The organism is Streptomyces sp. NBC_00158, from assembly GCF_045160885.1.
Taxonomy (GTDB): Bacteria; Actinomycetota; Actinomycetes; order Streptomycetales; family Streptomycetaceae; genus Streptomyces.
In genome coordinates this window covers 3,515,691-3,535,972 of record NZ_CP108161.1, presented here as the reverse complement: position 1 = coordinate 3,535,972, position 20,282 = coordinate 3,515,691, and the positions used below count along the sequence as shown (strand labels likewise).

The 20,282-nt window shown below is 72.8% G+C and carries 22 protein-coding genes and 1 tRNA gene; 7 read left to right on the top strand and 16 right to left on the bottom strand.

The window, feature by feature from the left end:
- Positions 1 to 18 precede the first annotated feature (18 nt).
- The 3 genes from OG553_RS16245 to OG553_RS16235 are packed head-to-tail and all read left to right on the top strand — an operon-like array spanning position 19 to position 4,307.
- The gene (locus tag OG553_RS16245) at positions 19 to 1,287 is read left to right on the top strand and encodes a glycosyltransferase (RefSeq protein WP_405979662.1); all 1,269 of its coding nucleotides are present in this window, start codon (positions 19 to 21) and stop codon (positions 1,285 to 1,287) included.
- On the top strand, positions 1,284 to 3,590 hold the full coding sequence (locus tag OG553_RS16240; protein WP_405979661.1) for a glycosyltransferase family 39 protein: 2,307 nt from the start codon (positions 1,284 to 1,286) through the stop codon (positions 3,588 to 3,590). The genes OG553_RS16245 and OG553_RS16240 overlap by 4 nt, the downstream gene beginning before the upstream one ends.
- A gap of 60 nt (positions 3,591 to 3,650) precedes the next feature.
- Positions 3,651 to 4,307: a TetR/AcrR family transcriptional regulator gene (locus tag OG553_RS16235; protein ID WP_405979660.1), complete on the top strand. Its 657-nt coding sequence runs from the start codon at positions 3,651 to 3,653 to the stop codon at positions 4,305 to 4,307.
- Between the two features lie 48 nt (positions 4,308 to 4,355).
- On the opposite strand, the gene OG553_RS16230 is transcribed toward OG553_RS16235, so the two are convergent.
- The 12 genes from OG553_RS16230 to OG553_RS16175 form a co-directional block, all read right to left on the bottom strand.
- Entirely contained in the window at positions 4,356 to 6,014 is a 1,659-nt protein-coding gene (locus tag OG553_RS16230) for an MDR family MFS transporter (protein WP_405979659.1), read from the bottom strand.
- A 13-nt stretch (positions 6,015 to 6,027) separates the two neighbouring features.
- Entirely contained in the window at positions 6,028 to 6,459 is a 432-nt protein-coding gene (locus OG553_RS16225) for a MarR family winged helix-turn-helix transcriptional regulator (protein WP_405979658.1), read from the bottom strand.
- 143 nt (positions 6,460 to 6,602) lie between these two features.
- On the bottom strand, positions 6,603 to 7,439 hold the full coding sequence (locus OG553_RS16220) for a hypothetical protein (protein WP_405979657.1): 837 nt from the start codon (positions 7,437 to 7,439) through the stop codon (positions 6,603 to 6,605).
- Positions 7,440 to 7,497: 58 nt separating this feature from the next.
- Positions 7,498 to 8,337, bottom strand: a complete 840-nt coding sequence (locus OG553_RS16215; protein WP_401245505.1) for an RNA polymerase sigma factor SigF — start codon at positions 8,335 to 8,337, stop codon at positions 7,498 to 7,500.
- Positions 8,338 to 8,566: 229 nt separating this feature from the next.
- Entirely contained in the window at positions 8,567 to 9,586 is a 1,020-nt protein-coding gene (locus OG553_RS16210) for a SigB/SigF/SigG family RNA polymerase sigma factor (protein ID WP_405979656.1), read from the bottom strand.
- 242 nt (positions 9,587 to 9,828) lie between these two features.
- Complete coding sequence (locus OG553_RS16205; RefSeq protein WP_164720920.1) at positions 9,829 to 9,990, bottom strand: hypothetical protein; 162 nt, start codon at positions 9,988 to 9,990, stop codon at positions 9,829 to 9,831.
- 393 nt (positions 9,991 to 10,383) lie between these two features.
- On the bottom strand, positions 10,384 to 10,677 hold the full coding sequence (locus OG553_RS16200) for a hypothetical protein (protein WP_405979655.1): 294 nt from the start codon (positions 10,675 to 10,677) through the stop codon (positions 10,384 to 10,386).
- Between the two features lie 81 nt (positions 10,678 to 10,758).
- Positions 10,759 to 10,846 (bottom strand) — tRNA-Ser (locus tag OG553_RS16195).
- 90 nt (positions 10,847 to 10,936) lie between these two features.
- Positions 10,937 to 11,365 (bottom strand): tRNA adenosine(34) deaminase TadA, encoded by a 429-nt coding sequence (gene tadA, locus OG553_RS16190; protein ID WP_405983053.1) that lies wholly within the window; start codon positions 11,363 to 11,365, stop codon positions 10,937 to 10,939.
- Positions 11,366 to 11,427: 62 nt separating this feature from the next.
- Positions 11,428 to 11,976, bottom strand: a complete 549-nt coding sequence (locus OG553_RS16185; protein ID WP_405979654.1) for a hypothetical protein — start codon at positions 11,974 to 11,976, stop codon at positions 11,428 to 11,430.
- A 261-nt stretch (positions 11,977 to 12,237) separates the two neighbouring features.
- Complete coding sequence (locus OG553_RS16180) at positions 12,238 to 12,441, bottom strand: hypothetical protein (RefSeq protein ID WP_405979653.1); 204 nt, start codon at positions 12,439 to 12,441, stop codon at positions 12,238 to 12,240.
- A 124-nt stretch (positions 12,442 to 12,565) separates the two neighbouring features.
- Positions 12,566 to 13,528, bottom strand: coding sequence for a universal stress protein (locus OG553_RS16175; RefSeq protein ID WP_405979652.1), 963 nt, complete (start codon positions 13,526 to 13,528; stop codon positions 12,566 to 12,568).
- Between the two features lie 215 nt (positions 13,529 to 13,743).
- Between OG553_RS16175 and upp the strand changes: the two genes are divergently transcribed.
- On the top strand, positions 13,744 to 14,379 hold the full coding sequence (gene upp, locus OG553_RS16170) for a uracil phosphoribosyltransferase (protein WP_405979651.1): 636 nt from the start codon (positions 13,744 to 13,746) through the stop codon (positions 14,377 to 14,379).
- A gap of 16 nt (positions 14,380 to 14,395) precedes the next feature.
- On the opposite strand, the gene OG553_RS16165 is transcribed toward upp, so the two are convergent.
- Together OG553_RS16165 and OG553_RS16160 are read right to left on the bottom strand one after the other, a co-directional pair.
- The gene (locus OG553_RS16165; RefSeq protein WP_405979650.1) at positions 14,396 to 15,082 is read right to left on the bottom strand and encodes a LytR C-terminal domain-containing protein; all 687 of its coding nucleotides are present in this window, start codon (positions 15,080 to 15,082) and stop codon (positions 14,396 to 14,398) included.
- A 79-nt stretch (positions 15,083 to 15,161) separates the two neighbouring features.
- Positions 15,162 to 15,458, bottom strand: a complete 297-nt coding sequence (locus tag OG553_RS16160; RefSeq protein ID WP_405979649.1) for a type II toxin-antitoxin system VapB family antitoxin — start codon at positions 15,456 to 15,458, stop codon at positions 15,162 to 15,164.
- Between the two features lie 88 nt (positions 15,459 to 15,546).
- On the opposite strand from OG553_RS16160, the gene OG553_RS16155 reads away from it, so the two are divergent.
- Together OG553_RS16155 and opcA are read left to right on the top strand one after the other, a co-directional pair.
- On the top strand, positions 15,547 to 17,166 hold the full coding sequence (locus OG553_RS16155; RefSeq protein WP_405979648.1) for a helicase HerA-like domain-containing protein: 1,620 nt from the start codon (positions 15,547 to 15,549) through the stop codon (positions 17,164 to 17,166).
- A gap of 83 nt (positions 17,167 to 17,249) precedes the next feature.
- Entirely contained in the window at positions 17,250 to 18,182 is a 933-nt protein-coding gene (gene opcA / locus OG553_RS16150) for a glucose-6-phosphate dehydrogenase assembly protein OpcA (RefSeq protein WP_405979647.1), read from the top strand.
- Here opcA and OG553_RS16145 read toward each other — a convergent pair.
- Together OG553_RS16145 and OG553_RS16140 are read right to left on the bottom strand one after the other, a co-directional pair.
- A complete protein-coding gene (locus OG553_RS16145; RefSeq protein ID WP_405979646.1) occupies positions 18,131 to 18,604 on the bottom strand; it encodes a cupin domain-containing protein in 474 nt (157 codons plus the stop codon). The two genes, opcA and OG553_RS16145, sit on opposite strands and share 52 nt — an antisense overlap.
- A gap of 128 nt (positions 18,605 to 18,732) precedes the next feature.
- Complete coding sequence (locus OG553_RS16140; protein WP_405979645.1) at positions 18,733 to 19,323, bottom strand: HhH-GPD-type base excision DNA repair protein; 591 nt, start codon at positions 19,321 to 19,323, stop codon at positions 18,733 to 18,735.
- A 127-nt stretch (positions 19,324 to 19,450) separates the two neighbouring features.
- On the opposite strand from OG553_RS16140, the gene OG553_RS16135 reads away from it, so the two are divergent.
- Positions 19,451 to 20,263 (top strand): VOC family protein, encoded by an 813-nt coding sequence (locus tag OG553_RS16135; protein ID WP_405979644.1) that lies wholly within the window; start codon positions 19,451 to 19,453, stop codon positions 20,261 to 20,263.
- Positions 20,264 to 20,282: the final 19 nt, after the last annotated feature.

Genomic DNA, 20,282 nt, shown 5'->3' with positions numbered 1-20,282 from the left:
CCCGGCGAGGGTCGGAACATGCCAACCGACACCTCTCCCGACGCCCTCCCGGCCCGGGCGCCGCTCGCGTCCGCGCCCGGCGAGCCCGTACTCGACGTGGTGATCCCGGTCTTCAACGAGGAGAAGGACCTCGGCCCCTGCGTACGCCGGCTCCACGCGCACCTCACCCGCACCTTCCCGTACGCCTTCCGCATCACCATCGCCGACAACGCCAGTACCGACCGCACCCCCGAGGTCGCGGCCGGGCTCGCCGCCTCGGTCGAGGGAGTACGCAGCTTCCGGCTGGAGGAGAAGGGCCGCGGGCGGGCCCTGCGCACCGTCTGGTCGAGCTCGGAGGCGCCCGTCCTCGCGTACATGGACGTGGACCTCTCCACCGACCTGAACGCACTGCTGCCGCTGGTCGCCCCGCTCATCTCCGGCCACTCCGACCTGGCCATCGGCACCCGGCTGGCCCGCTCCTCACGGGTCGTGCGGGGAGCCAAGCGGGAGTTCGTCTCACGGGCCTACAACCTGCTGCTGCGCTCCTCCCTCGCAGCCCGGTTCAGCGACGCCCAGTGCGGGTTCAAGGCCATCCGGCGAGAGGTGGCGGAGCGGCTCCTGCCGCTGGTGGAGGACACCGGCTGGTTCTTCGACACCGAGATGCTGGTGCTGGCCGAACGGGCCGGGCTGCGGATCCACGAGGTGCCGGTGGACTGGGTGGACGACCCCGAGTCCACGGTCCACATCGTGAAGACCGCCACCGAGGACCTGAAGGGCGTCTGGCGGGTGGGCCGGGCACTGGCCGTCGGTGCGCTCCCGCTCGACCGGCTCGCCCGCCCCTTCGGCGACGACCCCCGCGACCGCACCGCCCTGCCCGGAATACCGCGCGGGCTCGCCCGCCAGCTCCTCGGCTTCTGCGTGGTCGGGGTGCTGTCCACCCTCTGCTACCTCGCCCTGTACTCCCTCTTCCGGCTCGGCGCCGGCCCGCAGGCCGCCAACGCGGCCGCCCTGCTGCTCTCCGCCGTGGCCAACACCGCCGCCAACCGGCGTCTCACCTTCGGCGTCCGGGGCCGCGACCGGGCCGTCCGCCACCAGGCCCAGGGCCTGGTGGTCTTCGCCATCGGCCTGGCCCTGACCAGCGGTTCGCTCGCCGCCCTCGACGCGGCCGCCGCCGACCCCGCCCACAGCACCGAACTGGCCGTCCTGATCACGGCCAACCTCGCCGCCACCGTGCTGCGGTTCCTGCTCTTCCGCGCCTGGGTCTTCCCCGAGCGGCGCACCACTCCCGTGAAGGACGACCACCGATGACCACCGCACCGGCCCCCTTCGACTCCCCCTTCCCCGAACGGCCGCCCGCCGCGCCCGCCGCTGCCGCCGCGCACCGCGCCGGTCACGTACGGCCGCGCTGGGAACGGCCCGCGTACGCGGCCCTGCTGCTCGCCACCGCCGTGCTGCTGCTGTGGAACCTGGGGGCCTCCGGCTACGCCAACTCCTTCTACTCCGCCGCCGTACAGGCCGGCTCCGAGAGCTGGAAGGCCTTCTTCTTCGGCTCCTCCGACGCCGGGAACTCCATCACCGTCGACAAGCCCCCGGCCTCCCTGTGGCCGATGGCACTGTCCGTCCGGCTGTTCGGGCTCGGCTCCTGGCAGATCCTCGTGCCCCAGGCCCTGATGGGCGTCGGCACCACCGCCGTGCTGTACGCGGCCGTGCGGCGCCAGTTCGGGGCCGGTGCCGCCCTGCTGAGCGGTGCCGCCTTCGCGCTCACGCCCGTGGCCGCGCTGATGTTCCGCTTCAACAACCCCGACGCGCTGCTGACCCTGCTGCTGACCATCACCGTGTACTGCGTGCTCCGGGCCCTGGACGGGGCGCGGACTGGGTGGCTGGTGGCGGCCGGCGCGGCGATCGGCCTGGGCTTCCTGACCAAGACCCTGCAGGCGTTCGTCATCCTGCCGCCGCTGGCCCTGCTGTACGCGGTCTGCGCGCCGACCCGACTGCGCCGCAGGCTCGGGCAGCTGCTGCTCGCCGGGCTGGCGGCCGCGGTGTCGGGCGGCTGGTGGGTGGCCGTGGTTGAGCTGTGGCCCGCCTCCTCCCGCCCGTACATCGGCGGCTCGCAGAACAACTCCTTCCTGGAGCTCACCTTCGGCTACAACGGCCTCGGCCGGCTGAACGGAAACGAGACGGGCAGCGTCGGCGGCGGGCGGGCCGCGGCCGGCGGGGCCGGGGCGTACGGGATGCCCGGGGGCGGCCCGGGCCTCAGGGGCGGCGGCTGGGGGGAGACCGGCATCGACCGGCTGTTCTCCGCGAACGTGGGCGGCCAGATCTCCTGGCTGCTGCCCGCGGCGCTGGTCCTGCTCGTGGCCGGGCTGGTGGTCACCTGGCGGGCCCGCAGGGCCACCGACTCCCTGGAGGGCATGGCCCGCGCGGCCTTCCTCGCCTGGGGCGGCTCGCTGCTGATCACCGTGCTCGTCTTCAGCTACATGCAGGGCATCTTCCACGAGTACTACACGGTCGCGCTCGCGCCCTTCGTGGCTGCTCTGGTCGGCATGGGCACGGCCGTGCTGTGGGAGGAGCGGGGCGGCAGGGCCGCCGCGCTCACCCTGTCCGGGACGCTGGCCCTGACCGCCGTCTGGGCGTACGTACTCCTCGGCCGGTCCTCCGGCTACCTGCCGTGGCTGCGCTGGGCGGTGCTGGCCGGGGGACTGCTGGCCGCCGCCCTGCTGCCGTTCGCGGCCCGCTTCGGGCGCCGGGTGCTCCTGGCGACGGCCGGGCTGGGACTGGCCGCGGCGCTGGCCGGTCCCCTCGCCTACTGCCTGACCACCGTCGGCACGGGCCACACCGGCTCCATCCCGACGGCCGGCCCGGCGGTGGCCGGCGGCCGGGGCGGGCCGGGCGGGATGCGCTTCGGCCCCGGCGCCGAGCAGTTCCAGGGCGGCCGGGGAGGCACCGGCGGCCAGGGAGCGCCGGGCGGGTTCCCGGGCGGAGTGCCGCAGGGCGCGGGCCCGGTGGGCGGCCGTCCGGGCGGCGCCGACGGCCAGGGCGCCCCGGGAGGTGTCCCCGGGGGCCAGGGCGTCCCCGGCGGCGGCCAGGGCGCGGGCCAGGGCGGCCAGGGCGGCCAGGGCGGGAACCAGGGCGGTCAAGGCGCGGGTCAAGGCGCGGGCCAGGGCGGGCGCGACCGCCTGGTCTTCGCAGGCGGCGGCCCCGGCGGACTGCTGGGCGGCACGCAGGTCGGCGCGGAGGCCAAGGCCGCGCTGCGCACCGACGCCGACCGCTACACCTGGGCGGCGGCCACCATCGGCTCGCAGAACGCCGCGAGTTACCAGCTGGCGTCCGGCGCGCCCGTGATGCCGATCGGCGGCTTCAACGGCAGTGACCCCTCGCCCACGCTGGAGCAGTTCAAGGCGTACGTGGAGGCCGGGAAGATCCACTGGTTCATCGCCCAGGGCAGCAGCCTCGACGGCGCCTCCGGCGAAGGGGCCACGGGTGCCAACCGGCCCGGCGGCGCGGGGGGTCCCGGCGGAGCGGCGGGTACGGCCATCGACGGCTGGGTGAAGGCGAACTTCAAGGCCACCACCATCGGCGGAGCCACCTTCTACGACCTGACGACCCCCTAGCATCAAGAGGGCGGACCGGGCATTCCGGGCCGATCCCCTTGTGGTGAGGAGGGCGCCTCCATGGTGACCGAGGCCGATCCGGGCGAGGCCAGGACCAGCGTGTGGCTGGCCGCCAGAGCCACCGCCCCCACCAGACGCCGCAGTGAGGCGCCTTCGGGGCTGGACCGGGACCGGATCACCGCCGCCGCCGTGCGGCTGCTGGACGCGGAGGGGCTCGGACGGTTCTCGATGCGCCGGCTGGCCGCCGAGCTCGGGGTCACCGCGATGTCCCTGTACTGGTACGTGGACACCAAGCACGATCTGCTCGAACTGGCCCTGGACAGCGCCCTGGGCCAGCAGCGGCTGCCGGCCGGCCCGCCCCCTCGGGAGGGCTGGCCGGCCCGGCTGCGGGCCCTCGCCTGCGGCTACCGGCAGCTGCTGGCGGAGCACCCGTGGGTGGCTCCGCTCAGCGTCGCCTACCCCAACATCGGCCCGCACGCGCGGGCCTTCGACGCCGCCCTGCACCGGCTGCTGGAGGCCACCGGCCTGGTGGACGCCGCCCGGACGGGCGCGCACCTGGCCGTCTCCCAGTTCCTCGGCGGCTGCGCCCTCAACGGCTGCGGGGGCAGGGTCCGGCGGGCGCCCGAGGCGGAGTTCGCCCTGGCCCTCGACGTCCTGATCGCCGGTATCGAGGCGAAGGCCGCGCATACGGCGGCGGCCCGGGCCCGGACCCCGTAGCGGGGTCCGGGCCCGGGCCGCTCACGGCGGGCTCCGGCGGGCTGCCGGTCAGGCCTTGGCCCGCGGGGCACCGGCGGCCGGCGCCGGGGCCTGCGCGGCGGCCTGCGCACCGCCCTCGGCGGCCGGGTCGTGCAGGGCCGGCTTCGACTTCAGCGCGACCTCCTTGATGAACAGCACCAGCAGCAGTGCGAGCAGCGCGCTCGGGGCGGCGTACAGGAAGACGTCGCCGACGCCGTGCCCGTACGCGGACTCGATGACGGTCCGGAACGGTGCGGGCAGCTTGTCGAGGTCGGGGATTCCGCCACCGCCGGTGCCGCCGTGCCCGAGGGCCGCGGCCTTCGGGCCGAGTGCGGCGAGCCCGTCCTGGACGTAGTGGGTGACCCGGTTGGCCATGACCGCACCCAGCGCCGAGACGCCCATGGCGCCGCCGAGGGAGCGGAAGAAGGTGACGACGGAGCTGGCGGCGCCGAGGTCCTCGGGGGCCACCTGGTTCTGCGTGGCGAGGACCAGGTTCTGCATCATCATGCCGAGGCCGAGGCCGGTGAGCGCCATGTAGACCGCGATGTGCCAGTACGGGGTGTCGTAGCGCAGGGTGCCGAGCAGTCCGAGGCCGGCGGTCAGCAGCACGCCGCCGGAGACCAGCCAGGCCTTCCACTTGCCGGTCTTGGTGATGACCTGGCCGGAGACCGTCGAGGAGACGAAGAGGCCGCCGATCATCGGGATGGTCAGGACCCCGGACATGGTGGGGGACTCGCCTCGGGCCAGCTGGAAGTACTGGCTGAAGAAGACCGTGCCGGAGAACATCGCGATGCCGACGAAGAGCGAGGCGGCGGAGGCCAGGCTGATGGTCTTGTTGCGGAACAGCCGCAGCGGGATGATCGGGTCGCTCGCGCGGGACTCGACGAGCAGGAAGAGCAGGCCGAGCACGACGGCGCCGCCGGTCATCGCCAGGGTGGTCCAGGAGATCCAGTCGTACGAGTCCCCGGCCTGGGTGACCCAGATCAGCAGGAGCGAGACGGCGCCGCTGATCAGGAAGGCGCCCAGCCAGTCGACCTTCACGTCGCGGCGGACGACCGGCAGGTGCAGGGTGCGCTGGAGGACGATCAGGGCGATGACCGCGAAGGGCACGCCGACGTAGAAGCACCAGCGCCAGCCGAGCCACGAGGTGTCGGTGATGACGCCGCCGAGCAGCGGGCCGCCGACGGTGGCGACGGCGAAGACCGCGCCCAGGTAGCCGCTGTAGCGTCCGCGCTCGCGCGGGGAGATCATCGCGGCCATCACGATCTGGGCGAGGGCGGAGAGGCCGCCGACGCCGATGCCCTGGACCACCCGGCAGGCGATGAGCATGCCGGTGTTCTGGGACATGCCCGCGACCACGGAGCCGAGGACGTAGATCACCAGGGATATCTGGACGAGCAGCTTCTTGCTGAAGAGGTCGGACAGCTTGCCCCACAGCGGGGTCGCGGCCGTCATCGACAGCAGTGCGGCGGTGACGACCCAGGTGTAGGAGGACTGGGTGCCGCCGAGGTCGCTGATGATCTGGGGCAGGGCGTTGGAGACGATCGTGGAGGACAGGATCGCCACGAACATGCCGAGCATGAGCCCGGACAGCGCCTTCATGATCTGGGGGTGGGTCATGGGTGCGCCGTCGGACGTGGTCTCCGACTGGCCGCCTCCCCGCACACCGTTGGGTGTGGTCGTAGCCATGTGTTTCCTTTGCCTAGAAGCTCGATCGGAGTCGGGCCAGCAGGGTGTTCAGTACGTCGATGTCCTCGGCCGACCAGTCGGCCAGGGCCTTCTCCAGCGCGTCGGTGTAGCGGGCGCCGAGCTCGGCGAGCACGGCGCGGCCGGCCCCGGTGAGGCGCAGGATCCGGCAGCGGCCGTCGCCGGGGTCGGTCTCCCGCTCGATCCAGCCGTGCTGCGCCACGTGGGCGACGTGCCGGCTGCTGACCGAGATGTCGACGGCCATGAACTCGGTGAGCCGGCTGAGCCGCATCTCGCCGTGCCGGTCGAGGACGGTGAGGACGGCGGCGGAGCCGGGCGGGCAGTGCGGGGGCAGCATCCGGGCCAGGTCGCGTTTGACCGCGCCGATCCCGGTGAGCTGGCGGGCCAGCTCCTCGTAGCGGGTGTGCTGGGCCGTCTGCGTGGTCACCGGGAGCCGCCCCCATCTTGTTGCTTAGGGCAACCATAGAAGCGCATGGTTGCTACAGGCAAATGAATTCGGGGGGTGGGGCGGTAAAGGAATCGGAAAACCGGGACGGGGTGGGGGCGGCCGGGGGCGGCCGGGGGGCGGCCTCAGTTCCAGGCGGCGCTGACGTTCCGGGTCTCCACGTGCATGCCCAGCGGGACCCGCCACGCCTCCACGCAGACCGTGTAGGCCTGCGTCTTCGAGCCGCCGCCCGCGATGGGGGCGGGCAGCGGCTGGGTCGTGGTGATCGTGGCCCAGTCGATGCCGAGGGCGCCCATGACGTGCGTCGCGAAGGTGACCGTGCCGGAGCGGGCCGCGGTGGTGCCGGTATTGGTGAAGGTCACCGTGACGCGTTCGCACCAGCGGTCGGACGCGGCCGAGCGGACCGGGGTGCCGAGCGCGAGCCGGGCCGGAGTGGCCGGCGGGGCGGGCGGCGTCGTGCCCGGTTTCGGGGCCGGAGGGGCCGGGGTGCCGGGGGAGCCGGGGGCGCCCGGCGTGCCCGGGGTGCCGGGCGGGTTCTGCGGGGCGGGAGGGGCCGGGGTGCCGGGCGCGCCCGGGGTGGTGGCGCCCGTGCCCGCGCCCCCGGTGCTGCCGGGGGTGGCCGGGGTGCCCGGGTCCGGCGGGGTGCCGGGGGCCGGTGCGGAGCCGACCGGTGCGTCGGCCGTCCCTCCGCCCTGGGCGGAGCCTCCGTCCGGCTGGGACCCGGGCGCGCCGGGCGGCGTAGAACCGGGGCCGTCGCTGGAAGGGGCCTGTCCGCCGGATGCCAGCGGCTGGAACTCCACCTGCTCCCGGGGCGGTACGTTCTCTCCCGCGCCCCGCTCGGGGCCCGCGGCGGCGGCGCCCACGACGACGTAGCCGTCCTGCTCCTGCCCGCAGCCGGTGAGGGCGGCGAAGGCCGTGCAGCAGAGGGCGAGGGCGAGGGCGGCGCGGGGTCCCGTTCGCATCGCGCCAGTGTTCCTGACGCAATGTCAAATGTGAACCCGCGCGCCGCTACTCCCTGGCTCAGTCTCCGATGAGGCCCGTCCGCAGCTGGGCGAGCGTGCGGGTGAGGAGGCGGGAGACGTGCATCTGGGAGATGCCGACCTCCTCGCCGATCTGCGACTGGGTCATGTTCGCGAAGAAGCGGAGCATGATGATCTGCCGTTCGCGGGGCGGCAGTTTGGCGAGCAGCGGCTTGAGCGACTCGCGGTACTCGACGCCCTCCAGCGCGGTGTCCTCGTACCCGAGGCGGTCCGCGAGCGAGCCCTCGCCGCCCTCGTCCTCCGGGGAGGGCGAGTCGAGCGAGGAGGCGGTGTAGGCGTTGCCGACGGCGAGGCCGTCGACGACCTCCTCCTCGGACACGCCGAGCACGGCCGCCAGCTCCGGGACGGTCGGCGACCGGTCCAGCTTCTGGGCGAGTTCGTCGCTGGCCTTGGTCAGCGCGAGGCGCAGCTCCTGGAGCCTGCGCGGGACGCGGACGGACCAGGAAGTGTCTCGAAAGAATCGTTTGATCTCGCCCACGACGGTCGGCATCGCGAACGTCGGGAACTCCACGCCGCGTTCGCAGTCGAACCGGTCGATCGCCTTGATCAGGCCGATGGTGCCGACCTGGACGATGTCCTCCATCGGCTCGTTCCGGCTGCGGAACCGGGCCGCCGCGTAGCGCACCAGCGGCAGGTTCAGCTCGATCAGGGTGTCTCGTACGTACGCCCGTTCGGGGCTGTCCGCGTCCAGGGCGGCGAGTCGCTGGAAGAGGGAGCGGGAGAGGGTGCGGGTGTCGATGGCTTCCGAGCGGTCGGCCACTGCCGGCAGCTCACGCTTGTCGAGCGTGAGCACCTTGGAGCTGCCCTGTTCTGCGGACATGCCACCCCCTTGAGGTCGCGGACGGTCGCGTCTCTGCGCCCGTCGGAGGAACGCAGCCTCCACCTGAATACCGGAGGCGGGGCTGCGGCAAACGCGGTTCCAGCAGAATGTCACATGTCGGCAACACGCTGTAGCGTCATGTCGACAAGTATCTCCAGCGACAGACGGCCGACCGAGCGGAATGAGCCGATTCTGTAGGGAAACGCGGGAACGGCTCCACCCGATCCGGTTAAGCCTCGATCCTGTTTGCGGATCGCAGACGGGCGAAGCTCCGGGCGAGCAGCCGGGACACGTGCATCTGGGAGACGCCCAGCTCCGCACTGATCTGCGACTGCGTCAGATTGTTGTAGTAGCGCAGGAGGAGGATCCGCTGCTCCCGCTCGGGCAGCTGGACCAGCAGGTGGCGCACGAGGTCGCGGTGCTCGACGCCGGCCAGCTCGGGGTCCTCGTAGCCGAGCCGGTCGAGCAGTCCGGGCATGCCGTCGCCCTCCTGCGCGGCCTCCAGGGAGGTCGCGTGGTAGCTGCGGCCGGCCTCGATGCAGGACAGCACCTCGTCCTCGCTGATCCGCAGCCGTTCGGCGATCTCGGGAGTGGTCGGGGTCCTGCCGTGGAGGGTCGTGAGGTCCTCGGTGGCGGCGTTGACCTGCACCCACAGCTCGTGGAGGCGGCGCGGGACGTGCACGGTGCGGACGTTGTCGCGAAAGTACCGTTTGATCTCGCCCACGACCGTCGGCATGGCGAAGGTGGGGAACTGGACCCCGCGCTCCGGGTCGAACCGGTCGATCGCGTTGATCAGGCCGATGGTGCCGACCTGGACCACGTCCTCCATCGGCTCGTTGCGGCTGCGGAAGCGGGCGGCCGCGTACCGGACGAGCGGGAGGTTGGCCTCGATGAGGGCCCCGCGCACCCGGTGGTGCTCGCTGGTGCCCGGCTCCAGGCCCTTCAGCTGGCCGAAGAGCACCTGGGTCAGCGCCCGGGTGTCGGCGCCCCGGCCCTGCGGCCTCGCGGGGAGGGCTGCCGGCTCCTCGGGAGCCTCGGGGGTGTCCTCGGGGACGTCCCGGCCGTCCGCGCCCGTTCCGGGGCGGGCCTCCGGAGCCTCCCGCTGCGGCTCCGGCCGGTCCTGGCGGGGCTCCGGAGGGGACTCCTGGCGGGACTCCGGTCGGGACTCCTGACGCGCCTGGCGCGGCTCCTGGGGGTGCACCTCGGCGCGCGGCTCGTGCGGCGGGCGGAGCTCTTGCTGGGGAGGCACCTGAGGCGCAGTACTGGCCGGCACGGTCACGCCACCCCTTCGATCAACTCATCGGTCAAAAGCGGTCATAGCATCACAAGAGATGTGCACTGTGTGCAAGCACCGTATATAGCCGTGTTGAGGGCAAGTTGGGCATTTAGGGGTATTCTTTTTACCCGCTACCCCGACCGTGAACGCGAAAGGTCCCCCACCCCGTCGGAGTGGGGGACCCGGAAGTCCGGAAATCGCTTCGGCGTACGGTTTCAGTTCACCAGTTCGGTGATGAACTCGCCGATGCCGGAGGCGGCATCCGATATGCCCTGGAAGCCTATTCCCACCATCTCCGCCGCCCGCTTGGGCTGGGTGATGATCACGAAGAGGACGAACACGGTGAGGACGCCCGTGATGAGCTTCTTGGTGTCCATGGACGGTGTCGGCCTCCCCAACCGGCGCTGCAAAGTCGGGTGAGTCTAACCGGTCAGGTTTGGTCACTCACCTGTCCTTTAAGGACCAATGACCCGGCGGTTGGGGCCCTTTGCCGCCGCACGCCCGGTCGGAGGGGGAGCAGGATTGAACACGAGCCCACCGGTTCTGGCAGGAAACCGGTGGGTGAGGGACAGGACCTCACTGCGGGGTCCGAGCCGCGAGCTTCCCCCCTGACTGCGGCTCGGGCTGGCAGGTCCGTCCCCGTCGGGGGAAGTGGCTTGTCCCCCCGATCGCCACTTCCCCCGTCCCCACCGTCGAAGGTCCCGACTCCGGTCGGGACCTTCTTCGTGTTCGGGGGCGAGGGCGGGCCGGGGCGGGCCGGTCGCCGGAGGCTACTGGATGGCGCCTGCGAGGCCCAGGAGCGGCTCGACGGGCGCGATCAGCGGGGAGAGCTGGTCGGGCAGGGTCATCAGCTGGTTGAGCTGGTTGGCGCCCTGGCTGAGCCGCGCGCCGATCTCGGGGACGGTGGGCTGGGCGCCGGCGGGCATGCCCGGGGCGGCGGCTGGCAGGTCCGGGAGGCTGAGCGGGGCCGCGTCCACGGGTGCGGCGGAGGCGGCGGGTGCGGCGAGGCCCGCGGCGGCCCCCGCGAGGGCGAAGGCGGCGAGCATGCGCTGGGTCTTGGTCATGCCGTGACAACGGCATGACCGGGCGGCCGGTCACGGCGGGCACGCACGAGAGCCCCGGTTCGTACGAACCGGGGCTCTCAATGGCGGTGGTGGAGGGATTTGAACCCCCGATGGGTTGCCCCATACTCGCTTTCGAGGCGAGCTCCTTCGGCCACTCGGACACACCACCGAGAGAGATCCTAGCCCAAGGTGGGGAGTGCTTTGCAAATCCGCGGCACGTGGCCTGGCTCACCGGCCCCGGAAGCCCCCCGCGGGGCGCTCACAGCTCCCGGAAGAAATCGGTGAGCTGCCGCGCGCACTCCCGCTCCAGCACGCCTCGGATCACCTCGGGACGGTGGTTGAGCCTGCGGTCGCGCACGAGGTCCCAGAGCGACCCGGCCGCGCCCGCCTTCTCGTCCCCCGCGCCGTAGACGACCCGCGCCACGCGGGACTGCACGAGCGCGCCGGCGCACATCACGCACGGCTCCAGGGTCACCACCAGCGTGCACCCGGTCAGCCGCCACTCACCGAGCCGGGCGGCCGCCCGGCGCAGCGCCAGTACCTCGGCGTGCGCCGTGGGATCTCCGGCGGCCTCCCGTTCGTTGTGTCCGGTGGAGAGGAGCTCCCCGCCGGGTCCGAGCACGACGGCACCGACCGGCACGTCGCCGGCCGGTACCGCCAGGGCGGCCTCCTCCAGCGCCAGGCGCATGGAGTCCCGCCAGGGATCCCGTACGGGATCGGGGTCGTACGTGATGTGGTGCTCGGTGATCACTAGCGGACGGCCTCCAGCACGTCGGTGGCACCGAGGGCGTCGGCGATCTCGGTGAGGGCGTCTCCGTCGAGGGTCAGCAGTTCCTTGTGGCCGACCCCGAGGTCGTCCAGCAGCCGGGGGTCGCCGAGGGGTCCGGCCGGCAGGGGTTCGGAGCCGGCGCGCGGTTCGTCGTCCGCGTCGTCGTCCTCGTCCGTGTAGGCGGCGACCGGCTCGTCCTCGCCGTCCTCGGTGCCGTCCAGGTCCAGTTCGTCGAGGTCGTCGTCCTCCTCGTCGGTGCCCAGCAGCTCCTTCGTCAGCATCGATCCGTAGGAGCTGCGGTCGGCCACGGAGGCGTTCGAGAGGAAGTACCGGGGGTCCTCCTCTCCGTCCACGCGGATGACGCCGAACCAGGCGTCCTCCTGCTCGATGAGGGCGACCACCGTGTCGTCGTCGACAGCGGCGGACCGGGCGAGATCGATCAGATCACTGAGGGACTCGACGTCGTCGAGTTCCAGGTCGCTCGCTTCCCACCCGTCTTCGGTGCGCGCGAGCAGTGCGGCGAAATACACCGTGACTCTCCCACTGGTCATAGGCGTGCCGGTTGGAGGTCCCCCCGGCCGGAGGTTGGGGTGTGTACGGCCGTGACGCTTGCCGTCCGCACCCCGCCCAATCGGCATCGTGGCAGAAACAGCGGCTTTGCGAGAGGTCTTCCGCGCGGCGGCCGTGTCGCGGCGCCGCAGGCGCGCGCGGTCGCGGGGCCGTCCGCGCGCACGCCGGTGCGCCCGGCGACGCGCCCGGCCGCGCCCCCGGTCACCAGCGGCGCCCCCCGGTCACCAGCGGAAGGTGCGCATCCGCATCTGCTGCCTCATCCGGGCCGCTCGGGCGCGCCGGGGCTGGACCCGGTCGCGCAGCTCCCTGGCCTCGTTCAGATCGCGCAGGAACTGCGCGCGTCGCGCCCTGCGCTGCGCCGCCGTCTCCGGCGCCTCGTACGCCTCTCTCCCGTCGGTGTCGTTCGGCTGCTGCGTCTCGGGCATCGGCACCACCCCAGGCTGGTCCGGTCGTCCTCCTCCGCCGTCACGGAGCAGACCCCCCGGCTCCCACCTTCCCCCGGGCGGCGCGTTTGATGCCACCGGTGCGCAGATCGCCCCAGGTCAGGGGTCAGACCCCGGCGTCCTCGTCCGTGAGGGCCGGTACGACGGCCACTGGACCGTGCGCGTGCTGGAGCACCGCGTGCGCCACCGAACCGATCAGCAGCGACCGGACGCGCGGGTGGTGGCGGCCCACCACGACCAGCGCGGCCGACCGCGACGCCTCCACCAGCCGCCCCGCCGCGTTGCCCGGCTCGGCGGCCTGCTCGACGGGTACGTCCGGGTACCGGGCCCGCACCGCCTCCAGCCGCCGGGTCTGGGACCGCAGGGTCTCCCGTTCGGCGGGCGCGGCGTCCCCGCCGTCGGCGAGCGCCTCGGGCGGGATCACCGCGAAGGGGCCGCCGAGCACGTTCGCCGGGCCGGGCGGGACCGCGTACGCCGAGACCACCTGGACGGTGGTCCCCCGTGCGGCCGCTTCCGCGAAGGCGAAGGCGAGTACGTCCTCGGGGGTCTCGGTGACGTGCAGCCCGAGCACCACCTTGCCGGCCGAGGCGCCCGCGGCCTCCCCGGCGGGGTCGGCGGCCGCGTCGCGGTCGGCGTGCGGGACCACCACCACGGGGCAGGAGGCGGTGGTGGACACGGCCCTGCTGTTGGAGCCGAGCAGCAGCGCGGCGAACCCGCCGCGCCCCCGGGAGCCCATCACCAGCATCCGGGGCGAGCCCTCGCCGCTGATCACCCGGAGGGCGGCCGGCACCGAGCCCTCCAGGGCCTCGTAGCGGATCTCCGCGGGCCGGTCGGGGGAGGCTTCCAGGATGGCGCGCACGCGGTCGCCCACCGGGTCCGCGTACTCCTCGGGCTCGTTCGGGTCGTGCAGGGCCGAGCGGCGGCCCGCGTAAAGCTGGGTGGCCTCGGGCAGCACGTGGGCGACGAGCAGCCCGGTGCCGTGCCGCAGCGCCGCCGTGCGGGCCCACTCCAGGGCGCGGAGGCTGTGCTCGGATCCGTCGACGGCCGCGATCACCAGTCCGTTGCTCACCAGTCAAGGGTGCTGGGCCGCGGCGCGGCCCGCATCTCCGGGCCCGCGCCGGGCGGACGGCGGGACCGTGAGGGGTCCGCGCCGGACGCGCGGCGGTGCTCGCACCGCGTAGCCTTTTGCCAGTGGGTCGCGAACAGGCGACCGGTTTCGCAGGTAGCAGGGTCTCGCAGTTCGCTGATCGCAGGTCGAAGCCCGGCTGAGTCTTGGAGGATGTTGTGCGTTTGCAGGTCGTCGATCACCCCTTGGTGGCGCACAAACTCACCACGCTGCGCGACAAGCGCACCGACTCCCCCACCTTCCGTCGGCTCGCCGACGAGCTGGTGACGCTCCTCGCGTACGAGGCCACCCGCGACGTGCGCACCGAGCAGTCCGACATCGAGACCCCGGTCGGCCCGACCACCGGCGTCAAGCTGTCGCACCCGCGCCCGCTGGTCGTCCCGATCCTGCGCGCCGGCCTCGGCATGCTGGACGGCATGGTGCGCCTGCTGCCGACCGCCGAGGTGGGCTTCCTGGGCATGGTCCGCAACGAGGAGACACTGGAGGCCTCCACGTACGCGACGCGCATGCCCGAGGACCTCTCCGGGCGCCAGGTGTACGTGGTGGACCCGATGCTGGCCACCGGCGGCACGCTGGTCGCCGCGATCCAGGAGCTCATCAAGCGCGGCGCCGACGACGTGACCGCCGTGGTGCTGCTGGCCGCGCCCGAGGGCGTTGAGATCATGGAGCGCGAGCTCGCGGGCACGCCGGTGACGGTGGTGACGGCCGCCGTGGACGAGCGGCTCAACGAGCACGGCTACATCGTGCCGGGCCTGGGCGACGCGGGCGACCGCATGTACGGCTCGGCCGAGTAGTCGGCACTTCGGGGTATCAGCACTTCGCGGAGGGCGTGGGCGCGGGCGGGTTGGCCAGGACGGCCAGCGCCTTGTCCGCGTCCTCCTTCGTGCTGAGCTCCTTGAAGGAGTCGCCGAGGATCAGGTCGATGTCCGCGCCCTCGCGGGCGTCGGTCTGGGTGGTGACCCCGGCGAGCTGGGTGCCGAGGACGGAGTAGGCGGCCTTGTCGGTCCGCGGGGAGCCGAGCAGTATCCCGGCGCCGGGGACCTTCTTGTCGAAGTCGGCGGGGGCGTTGCCGACGTGGCCGATGGCGAACCCGCGCTTCTTCAGCTCGTCGCCGACGGCCTTGGCCAGACCCGCGCGCGGGGTCGCGTTGTAGACGTTGACGGTGATCTGGCCGGGCTGAGGGAGGGCGGCCGCGGGGGCCTTGGAGGCGGCCGCGGGGCCCGCGTCCGGCGCGGTGGCGGGCTTCACGGCGTTCGCGGGCTTGGCGGATGCCGTCGGGCAGTTCCCTCGGGCCGCCGCCGTGTCGTGCTTGCCGTCACCGCCGCCGAACACGTCGATGAGCTGCAGCGCCCCGTAGCCGAGCAGGGCAAGGGCCAGGACGGATCCGAGCAGGGTGAGGACGATCTTCCGACGCCGCCGGGGACGGCTCATACGGGGGTAGGCAGCTCCCGTTACGCGGTACTTTCCGCCCATGCCGGGGGGAGTGAGCATGCTCATGGGCGCAGCGTAGTGCCGTACCGGAACGATGCCTACTAAATGATCTGTTGATCGGGTAAGGCAGACCCGAAAGGCGCAATCAGTCCATCTCGAGGACGCGCGCGTGCAGGACCTGGCGCTGCTGGAGGGCCGCGCGCACGGCGCGGTGCAGCCCGTCCTCCAGGTAGAGGTCGCCCCGCCACTTCACGACGTGGGCGAAGAGGTCCCCGTAGAAGGTGGAGTCCTCCGCGAGCAGGGTCTCGAGGTCCAGCTGCCCCTTGGTCGTCACGAGCTGGTCGAGCCGTACCGGGCGCGGCGCGACGTCCGCCCACTGCCGGACGCTCTCCCGGCCGTGGTCGGGGTACGGCCGCCCGTTTCCGATGCGCTTGAAGATCACACGGAAAGCCTACCGGGCCGGTGCCTCCGGGCGCAGCCTCGCGCCGTCGGTGCAAAAGTGGCAGACAGGGCTATTCCGGGAGGGATGCATGAGCCAGAGCACCGACCCGGCCGTTCCGGCCGGCTCGCCCGAACCGACCGGGGCGCCCGACCCCGCGGCCGACGCGATCGCCGCGGGGTACGCCTTCACCGGTGCCGCGCTCGACCTCGGAGCCCTGCTCTGGGACGGGAAGTGCCTGCCCGAGCGGCAGATCCGGATCCCCCTCGCCATGCTCAACCGCCACGGGCTGGTGGCCGGAGCCACCGGCACCGGCAAGACCAAGACCCTCCAGCTGATCGCCGAGCAGCTCTCGGCGAACGGCGTGCCCGTCTTCCTCGCCGACATCAAGGGCGACGTCTCCGGCATCTCGGCCCCCGGCGTGGCGAACGAGAAGACCGCCGCCAGGGCCGGCGAGGTCGCGCAGGAGTGGGAGGCGACCGGATGCCCCGCCGAGTTCTACTCCCTCGGCGGGATCGGCCCCGGGATCCCGGTCCGCGCGACCGTCACGGCCTTCGGGCCGGTGCTGATGTCCAAGGTGCTCCAGCTGAACCAGACGCAGGAGCAGTCCCTCGGCCTGATCTTCCACTACGCCGACTCCAAGGGCCTGGAGCTGATCGACCTCAAGGACCTGCGGGCGGTCGTCGCCTTCCTCGTGTCCGACAAGGGGAAACCCGAGCTCAAGGGAATCGGCGGGCTCTCCACGGTGACCGCCGGGGTGATCCTGCGCGCCCTGACCGCATTCGAGCAGCAGGGCGCCACGGAATTCTTCGGCGAGCCCGAATTCGACACGAGCGAATTGCTCCGGGCGGCCGCCGACGGGCGCGGAGTGGTCTCCGTACTGGAACTCCCGGCAGTCCAGGACAAACCGCAGCTTTTCTCCACATTCCTGATGTGGCTGCTCGCCGACCTCTACGGAGGACTTCCCGAAGTCGGCGATCTGGACCGGCCCAAGCTGGTGTTCTTCTTCGACGAGGCGCACCTGCTCTTCAACGGGGCCTCGAAGGCGTTCCTGGAATCCATCACCCAGACCGTCCGCCTGATCCGCTCCAAGGGGATCGGCGTCTTCTTCGTCACCCAGACCCCCAAGGACGTACCGGCGGACGTGCTGGCCCAGCTCGGCAACCGGGTCCAGCACGCCCTGCGCGCCTTCACCCCCGACGACGCGAAGGCCCTCAGGGCCACGGTGAAGACCTTCCCCAACTCCGCGTACGACCTGGAGGAGACGCTCACCGCGCTCGGCACCGGCGAGGCCGTCGTCACGGTGCTCAGCGAGAACGGCGCCCCGACCCCGGTCGCCGCCACCCGGCTGCGCGCACCCCAGTCGCTGATGGGGCCGGTCGACGCCGAGGCGCTGGACCGGGCCGTCAGGTCCTCGCTGCTGTACCCGCGCTACGCCGAGCCGGTCGACCGCGAGTCCGCGTACGAGAAGATCACCGCCGAACAGGTCGCCGCGGAGGCCGAGGCGGAGGCGGCGGCCGCGGCCGCGGAGGCCGAGAAGCAGGCCAAGGAGGCGGCGAAGGCCGCGCGTTCCGCCCCGAAACCGGAACCCTCTCTGGCCGAACAGGTCGTGGGGAGCGGGCTGTTCCGCTCCCTGGCGCGGTCGATCGGGACGCAGCTGGGGCGGGAGATCTCGCGGTCGATCTTCGGGACCGCGCGCCGCCGGCGCTGAGCCCGGCCCGCCCGGGTCCCCCTCCAGACGGAATCGAGCGAACCGGCTGTCGGGTGCCCGGCGGGCGCTGACAGACTCGGGGCATGCGGACCGAACTCACCGACACCACGTCCAGCAAGATCGGCCGGGCGCTCCTCGACGCCCGCCGGGCCGTTGGCAGCCCGACCATGGGGCTGGTGCTGACCCTCGTCATCGTCACCGACGAGGAGAACGCCTACGACGCCGTACGCGCGGCCTCCGAGGCCGCGCGGGAGCACCCCTGCCGGATCATCGCGGTGATCAAGCGGACCCACCGGGGCCCGGAACGGCGGCGCCGGACCCGGCTCGACGCCGAACTGCGCGTGGGATCGGACGCCGGGTCCGGCGAGATCGTGATCCTGCGCCTGCACGGTGACCTCACCACCCAGGCCGGCTCGGTGGTGCTCCCGCTGCTGGTGCCGGACGCGCCGGTGGTGGCCTGGTGGCCGGCCGACGCTCCCGCCGATCCCGCCCGCGACGACCTGGGCGCGCTGGCGCAGCGCCGGATAACGGACGCGCAGGAGGCGCCCGATCCGGTCGGCGTGCTGGGGGCGCGCGCCGCCTCGTACGCCCCCGGCGACACCGACCTCGCCTGGACCCGGCTCACGCCGTGGCGCTCCCTGCTGGCCTGCGCGTTCGACCAGAAGCCGCTGCCCGTGACCGCCGCGGTGGTGGAGAGCGAGCCCGACAACGCGAGCGCCGAGCTGCTGGCGCGCTGGCTGGGGGACCGCCTCGGCGTGCCGGTGGCCCGGGTGGCGACGGACGGGCCGGTCATCACCCGGGTCCGGCTGGAGACCTCCGCCGGCGAGGTGGTCGTGGACCGCCCCACGGGCTCGTTGGCCACCCTGGTGCTGCCCGGCTGGCCCGACCGCAAGGTCGCGCTCAAGATCCGCAGCACCGCCGAACTGGTCGCGGAGGAGCTGCGACGGCTCGACGCCGACGAGGTCTACGCCTCGGTGCTGCGCGGCCGGGCGGCCCAGGCGTCGCTCTCGGCGTAGTGGTTGTCGTACGTGGGCTGGCTGTCGATGATGTCCTGCACGGTGGCCTCGCCCGCGCGCACCCGTCCGAGGAGGCGGTAGTAGTCGAAGCGGGCCATGCCGGGGGTGAAGCCGACGAACACCTCGGCGGTGTGGCCGGCGGCCGGGGCGAAGGCGTGCTTCACGCCGGGGGCGATGCTGATGAAGTCGCCCTTGGTGAGGGTGTGGACCTCGTCGCCGACCAGGACGTCGAGCCGGCCGTCGGTGACGTGGAAGAACTCGGTGGCCTTGGTGTGGAAGTGCACCGGGGCACCGGCCGCGCCCACTTCGAAGCACGCGGTGTTGCAGGTGAGCTCGGGGGTGTCGGTGAGCAGCGTGATGAAGCTGCCGGGGCCGTCGGAGATGACTTCGGCCACGTCGGCGCGGGTGAGGTTCTCGGTCATGCGGCCGACCCTATGACCGGCCTCGGCCCGTTTCGCCAGCGGGCGGCCCGCGATGTGTCAACTCGCCTCCGTGGCAAGCCCCTCGGGCTGCTCGGAGCCAGGCCGCCGCGCGGGCCGCGGAGCCGCGGCTATGCGGACGCGGAGCGCTTGGCGGCGGCCTTCTGCGCCTGCTTGTACTCGCGGACCTTCGCCAGGGACTCCGGGCCCGTGATGTCGGCCGCCGAGCGGTGGACGTTCGGCAGGCCGTAGCCGCCGGCGGCCTCGCGCCAGCCCTCGGGCCGGACGCCGAACCGCTTGCCCAGCAGGGCCAGGAAGATCTGCGCCTTCTGCTCCCCGAACCCCGGCAGCGCCTTCAGCCGGGCCAGCAGCTCGGCTCCGCTCGCGGCGTCGGCCCACACGGCGGCGGCGTCGCCGTCGTAGTGCTCCACCAGGTACGCGCAGAGCTGCTGGATCCGCTTCGCCATCGATCCCGGGTAGCGGTGCACGGCGGGCTTCTGCGACAGCAGCGCCGCGAAGGCCTCCGGGTCGTGGGCGGCGATGGCGTGTGCGTCGAGGTCGTCGGCGCCGAGCCGCTGGGCGATGGTCCAGGGCCCCGAGAACGCCCACTCCATCGGTACCTGCTGGTCGAGCAGCATGCCGGTGAGCGCGGCCAGCGGGCTGCGCGCGAGCAGGGCGTCGGCCTCGGGCTGCTGCGCGAGCCGGATGGTGATGTCGTCCATGCCCCCAGCCTCCCCCAGCGGGGGCCCCGGCGCCCGGTCGGCGCGCGATTGTCAGACCCCCCGCCTAGCGTGGGAGCGACGGACAAGCACGCGTACGGACGGCATACGACACAGGAGTCGATCGACCATGGCTGAGTTCCCGGAAGGCGCCCCGTGCTGGGTGGACGCGATGTTCTCCGACGTGGAGGGCGCCAAGGAGTTCTACGGCGACGTGCTGGGCTGGACCTTCGGCGAGGCCAGCAGCGAGTACGGCAACTACACGCAGGCCTACTCCGACGGCAAGGCGGTCGCCGCCGTGGTGCCGCCGATGCCGGGCGGTGACGCCCCTTCGCAGTGGTGTCTCTACTTCGCCTCGGCCGATGCCGCCGCCACCGCCGGGAAGATCAAGGCGGCGGGCGGCGCGCTGATGATGGAGCCGATGCAGGTCGGCGCGTTCGGGACGATGGCGATCGCCAAGGAGCCGAGCGGCGCGGTCTTCGGCGTCTGGCAGCCCGGCGAGCACAAGGGCTTCGAGAAGCTCGGCGAGTCCGGTGCGTACGCCTGGGCGGAGGTGTTCACGCGCGAGCCGGAGAAGGCGGACGGCTTCCTGTCGCAGGTGTTCCCGTACGAGTCCCAGCAGATGGACCCGGGCGACGACCCGGAGGCGGCCGGGATGGACTTCAAGGTCTTCAGCGTCGGCGGTCCGCAGAACCCGGTGCTGGGCCGGATGCGGATGGGCGAGGAGTTCCCGCCGGAGGTTCCCTCTTACGTGCAGGTCTACTTCGCGGTGCCGGACTGCGACGAGGCGGTCGCGAAGACCCGCAAGCACGGCGGGCAGCTGCACTTCGGGCCGATGGACAGCCCCTTCGGGCGCTTCGCGGCGGTCACCGACCCGCAGGGCGCGGCGTTCGCGGTGATCGACCTGTCGACGACGGTCGGGGAGATGCCGAGCTTCGGCTAGCCGCCCGCGTGTGTGGAGC

Coding starts and splice junctions, on each gene's coding strand:
- OG553_RS16245 (WP_405979662.1), top strand. CDS start 19: ATGCCAACCGACACCTCTCCCGACGCCCTCCCGGCCCGGGCGCCGCTC.
- tadA (WP_405983053.1), bottom strand. CDS start 11,365: ATGCGCCTGGCGCTGGAGGAGGCCGCCCTGGCGGTACCGGCCGGCGAC.
- OG553_RS16155 (WP_405979648.1), top strand. CDS start 15,547: ATGAGCCAGAGCACCGACCCGGCCGTTCCGGCCGGCTCGCCCGAACCG.
- OG553_RS16235 (WP_405979660.1), top strand. CDS start 3,651: ATGGTGACCGAGGCCGATCCGGGCGAGGCCAGGACCAGCGTGTGGCTG.
- OG553_RS16165 (WP_405979650.1), bottom strand. CDS start 15,082: ATGAGCATGCTCACTCCCCCCGGCATGGGCGGAAAGTACCGCGTAACG.
- OG553_RS16230 (WP_405979659.1), bottom strand. CDS start 6,014: ATGGCTACGACCACACCCAACGGTGTGCGGGGAGGCGGCCAGTCGGAG.
- OG553_RS16220 (WP_405979657.1), bottom strand. CDS start 7,439: ATGCGAACGGGACCCCGCGCCGCCCTCGCCCTCGCCCTCTGCTGCACG.
- OG553_RS16180 (WP_405979653.1), bottom strand. CDS start 12,441: ATGCCCGAGACGCAGCAGCCGAACGACACCGACGGGAGAGAGGCGTAC.
- OG553_RS16215 (WP_401245505.1), bottom strand. CDS start 8,337: ATGTCCGCAGAACAGGGCAGCTCCAAGGTGCTCACGCTCGACAAGCGT.
- OG553_RS16140 (WP_405979645.1), bottom strand. CDS start 19,323: ATGGACGACATCACCATCCGGCTCGCGCAGCAGCCCGAGGCCGACGCC.
- OG553_RS16135 (WP_405979644.1), top strand. CDS start 19,451: ATGGCTGAGTTCCCGGAAGGCGCCCCGTGCTGGGTGGACGCGATGTTC.
- OG553_RS16205 (WP_164720920.1), bottom strand. CDS start 9,990: ATGGACACCAAGAAGCTCATCACGGGCGTCCTCACCGTGTTCGTCCTC.
- OG553_RS16145 (WP_405979646.1), bottom strand. CDS start 18,604: ATGACCGAGAACCTCACCCGCGCCGACGTGGCCGAAGTCATCTCCGAC.
- OG553_RS16200 (WP_405979655.1), bottom strand. CDS start 10,677: ATGACCAAGACCCAGCGCATGCTCGCCGCCTTCGCCCTCGCGGGGGCC.
- OG553_RS16240 (WP_405979661.1), top strand. CDS start 1,284: ATGACCACCGCACCGGCCCCCTTCGACTCCCCCTTCCCCGAACGGCCG.
- opcA (WP_405979647.1), top strand. CDS start 17,250: ATGCGGACCGAACTCACCGACACCACGTCCAGCAAGATCGGCCGGGCG.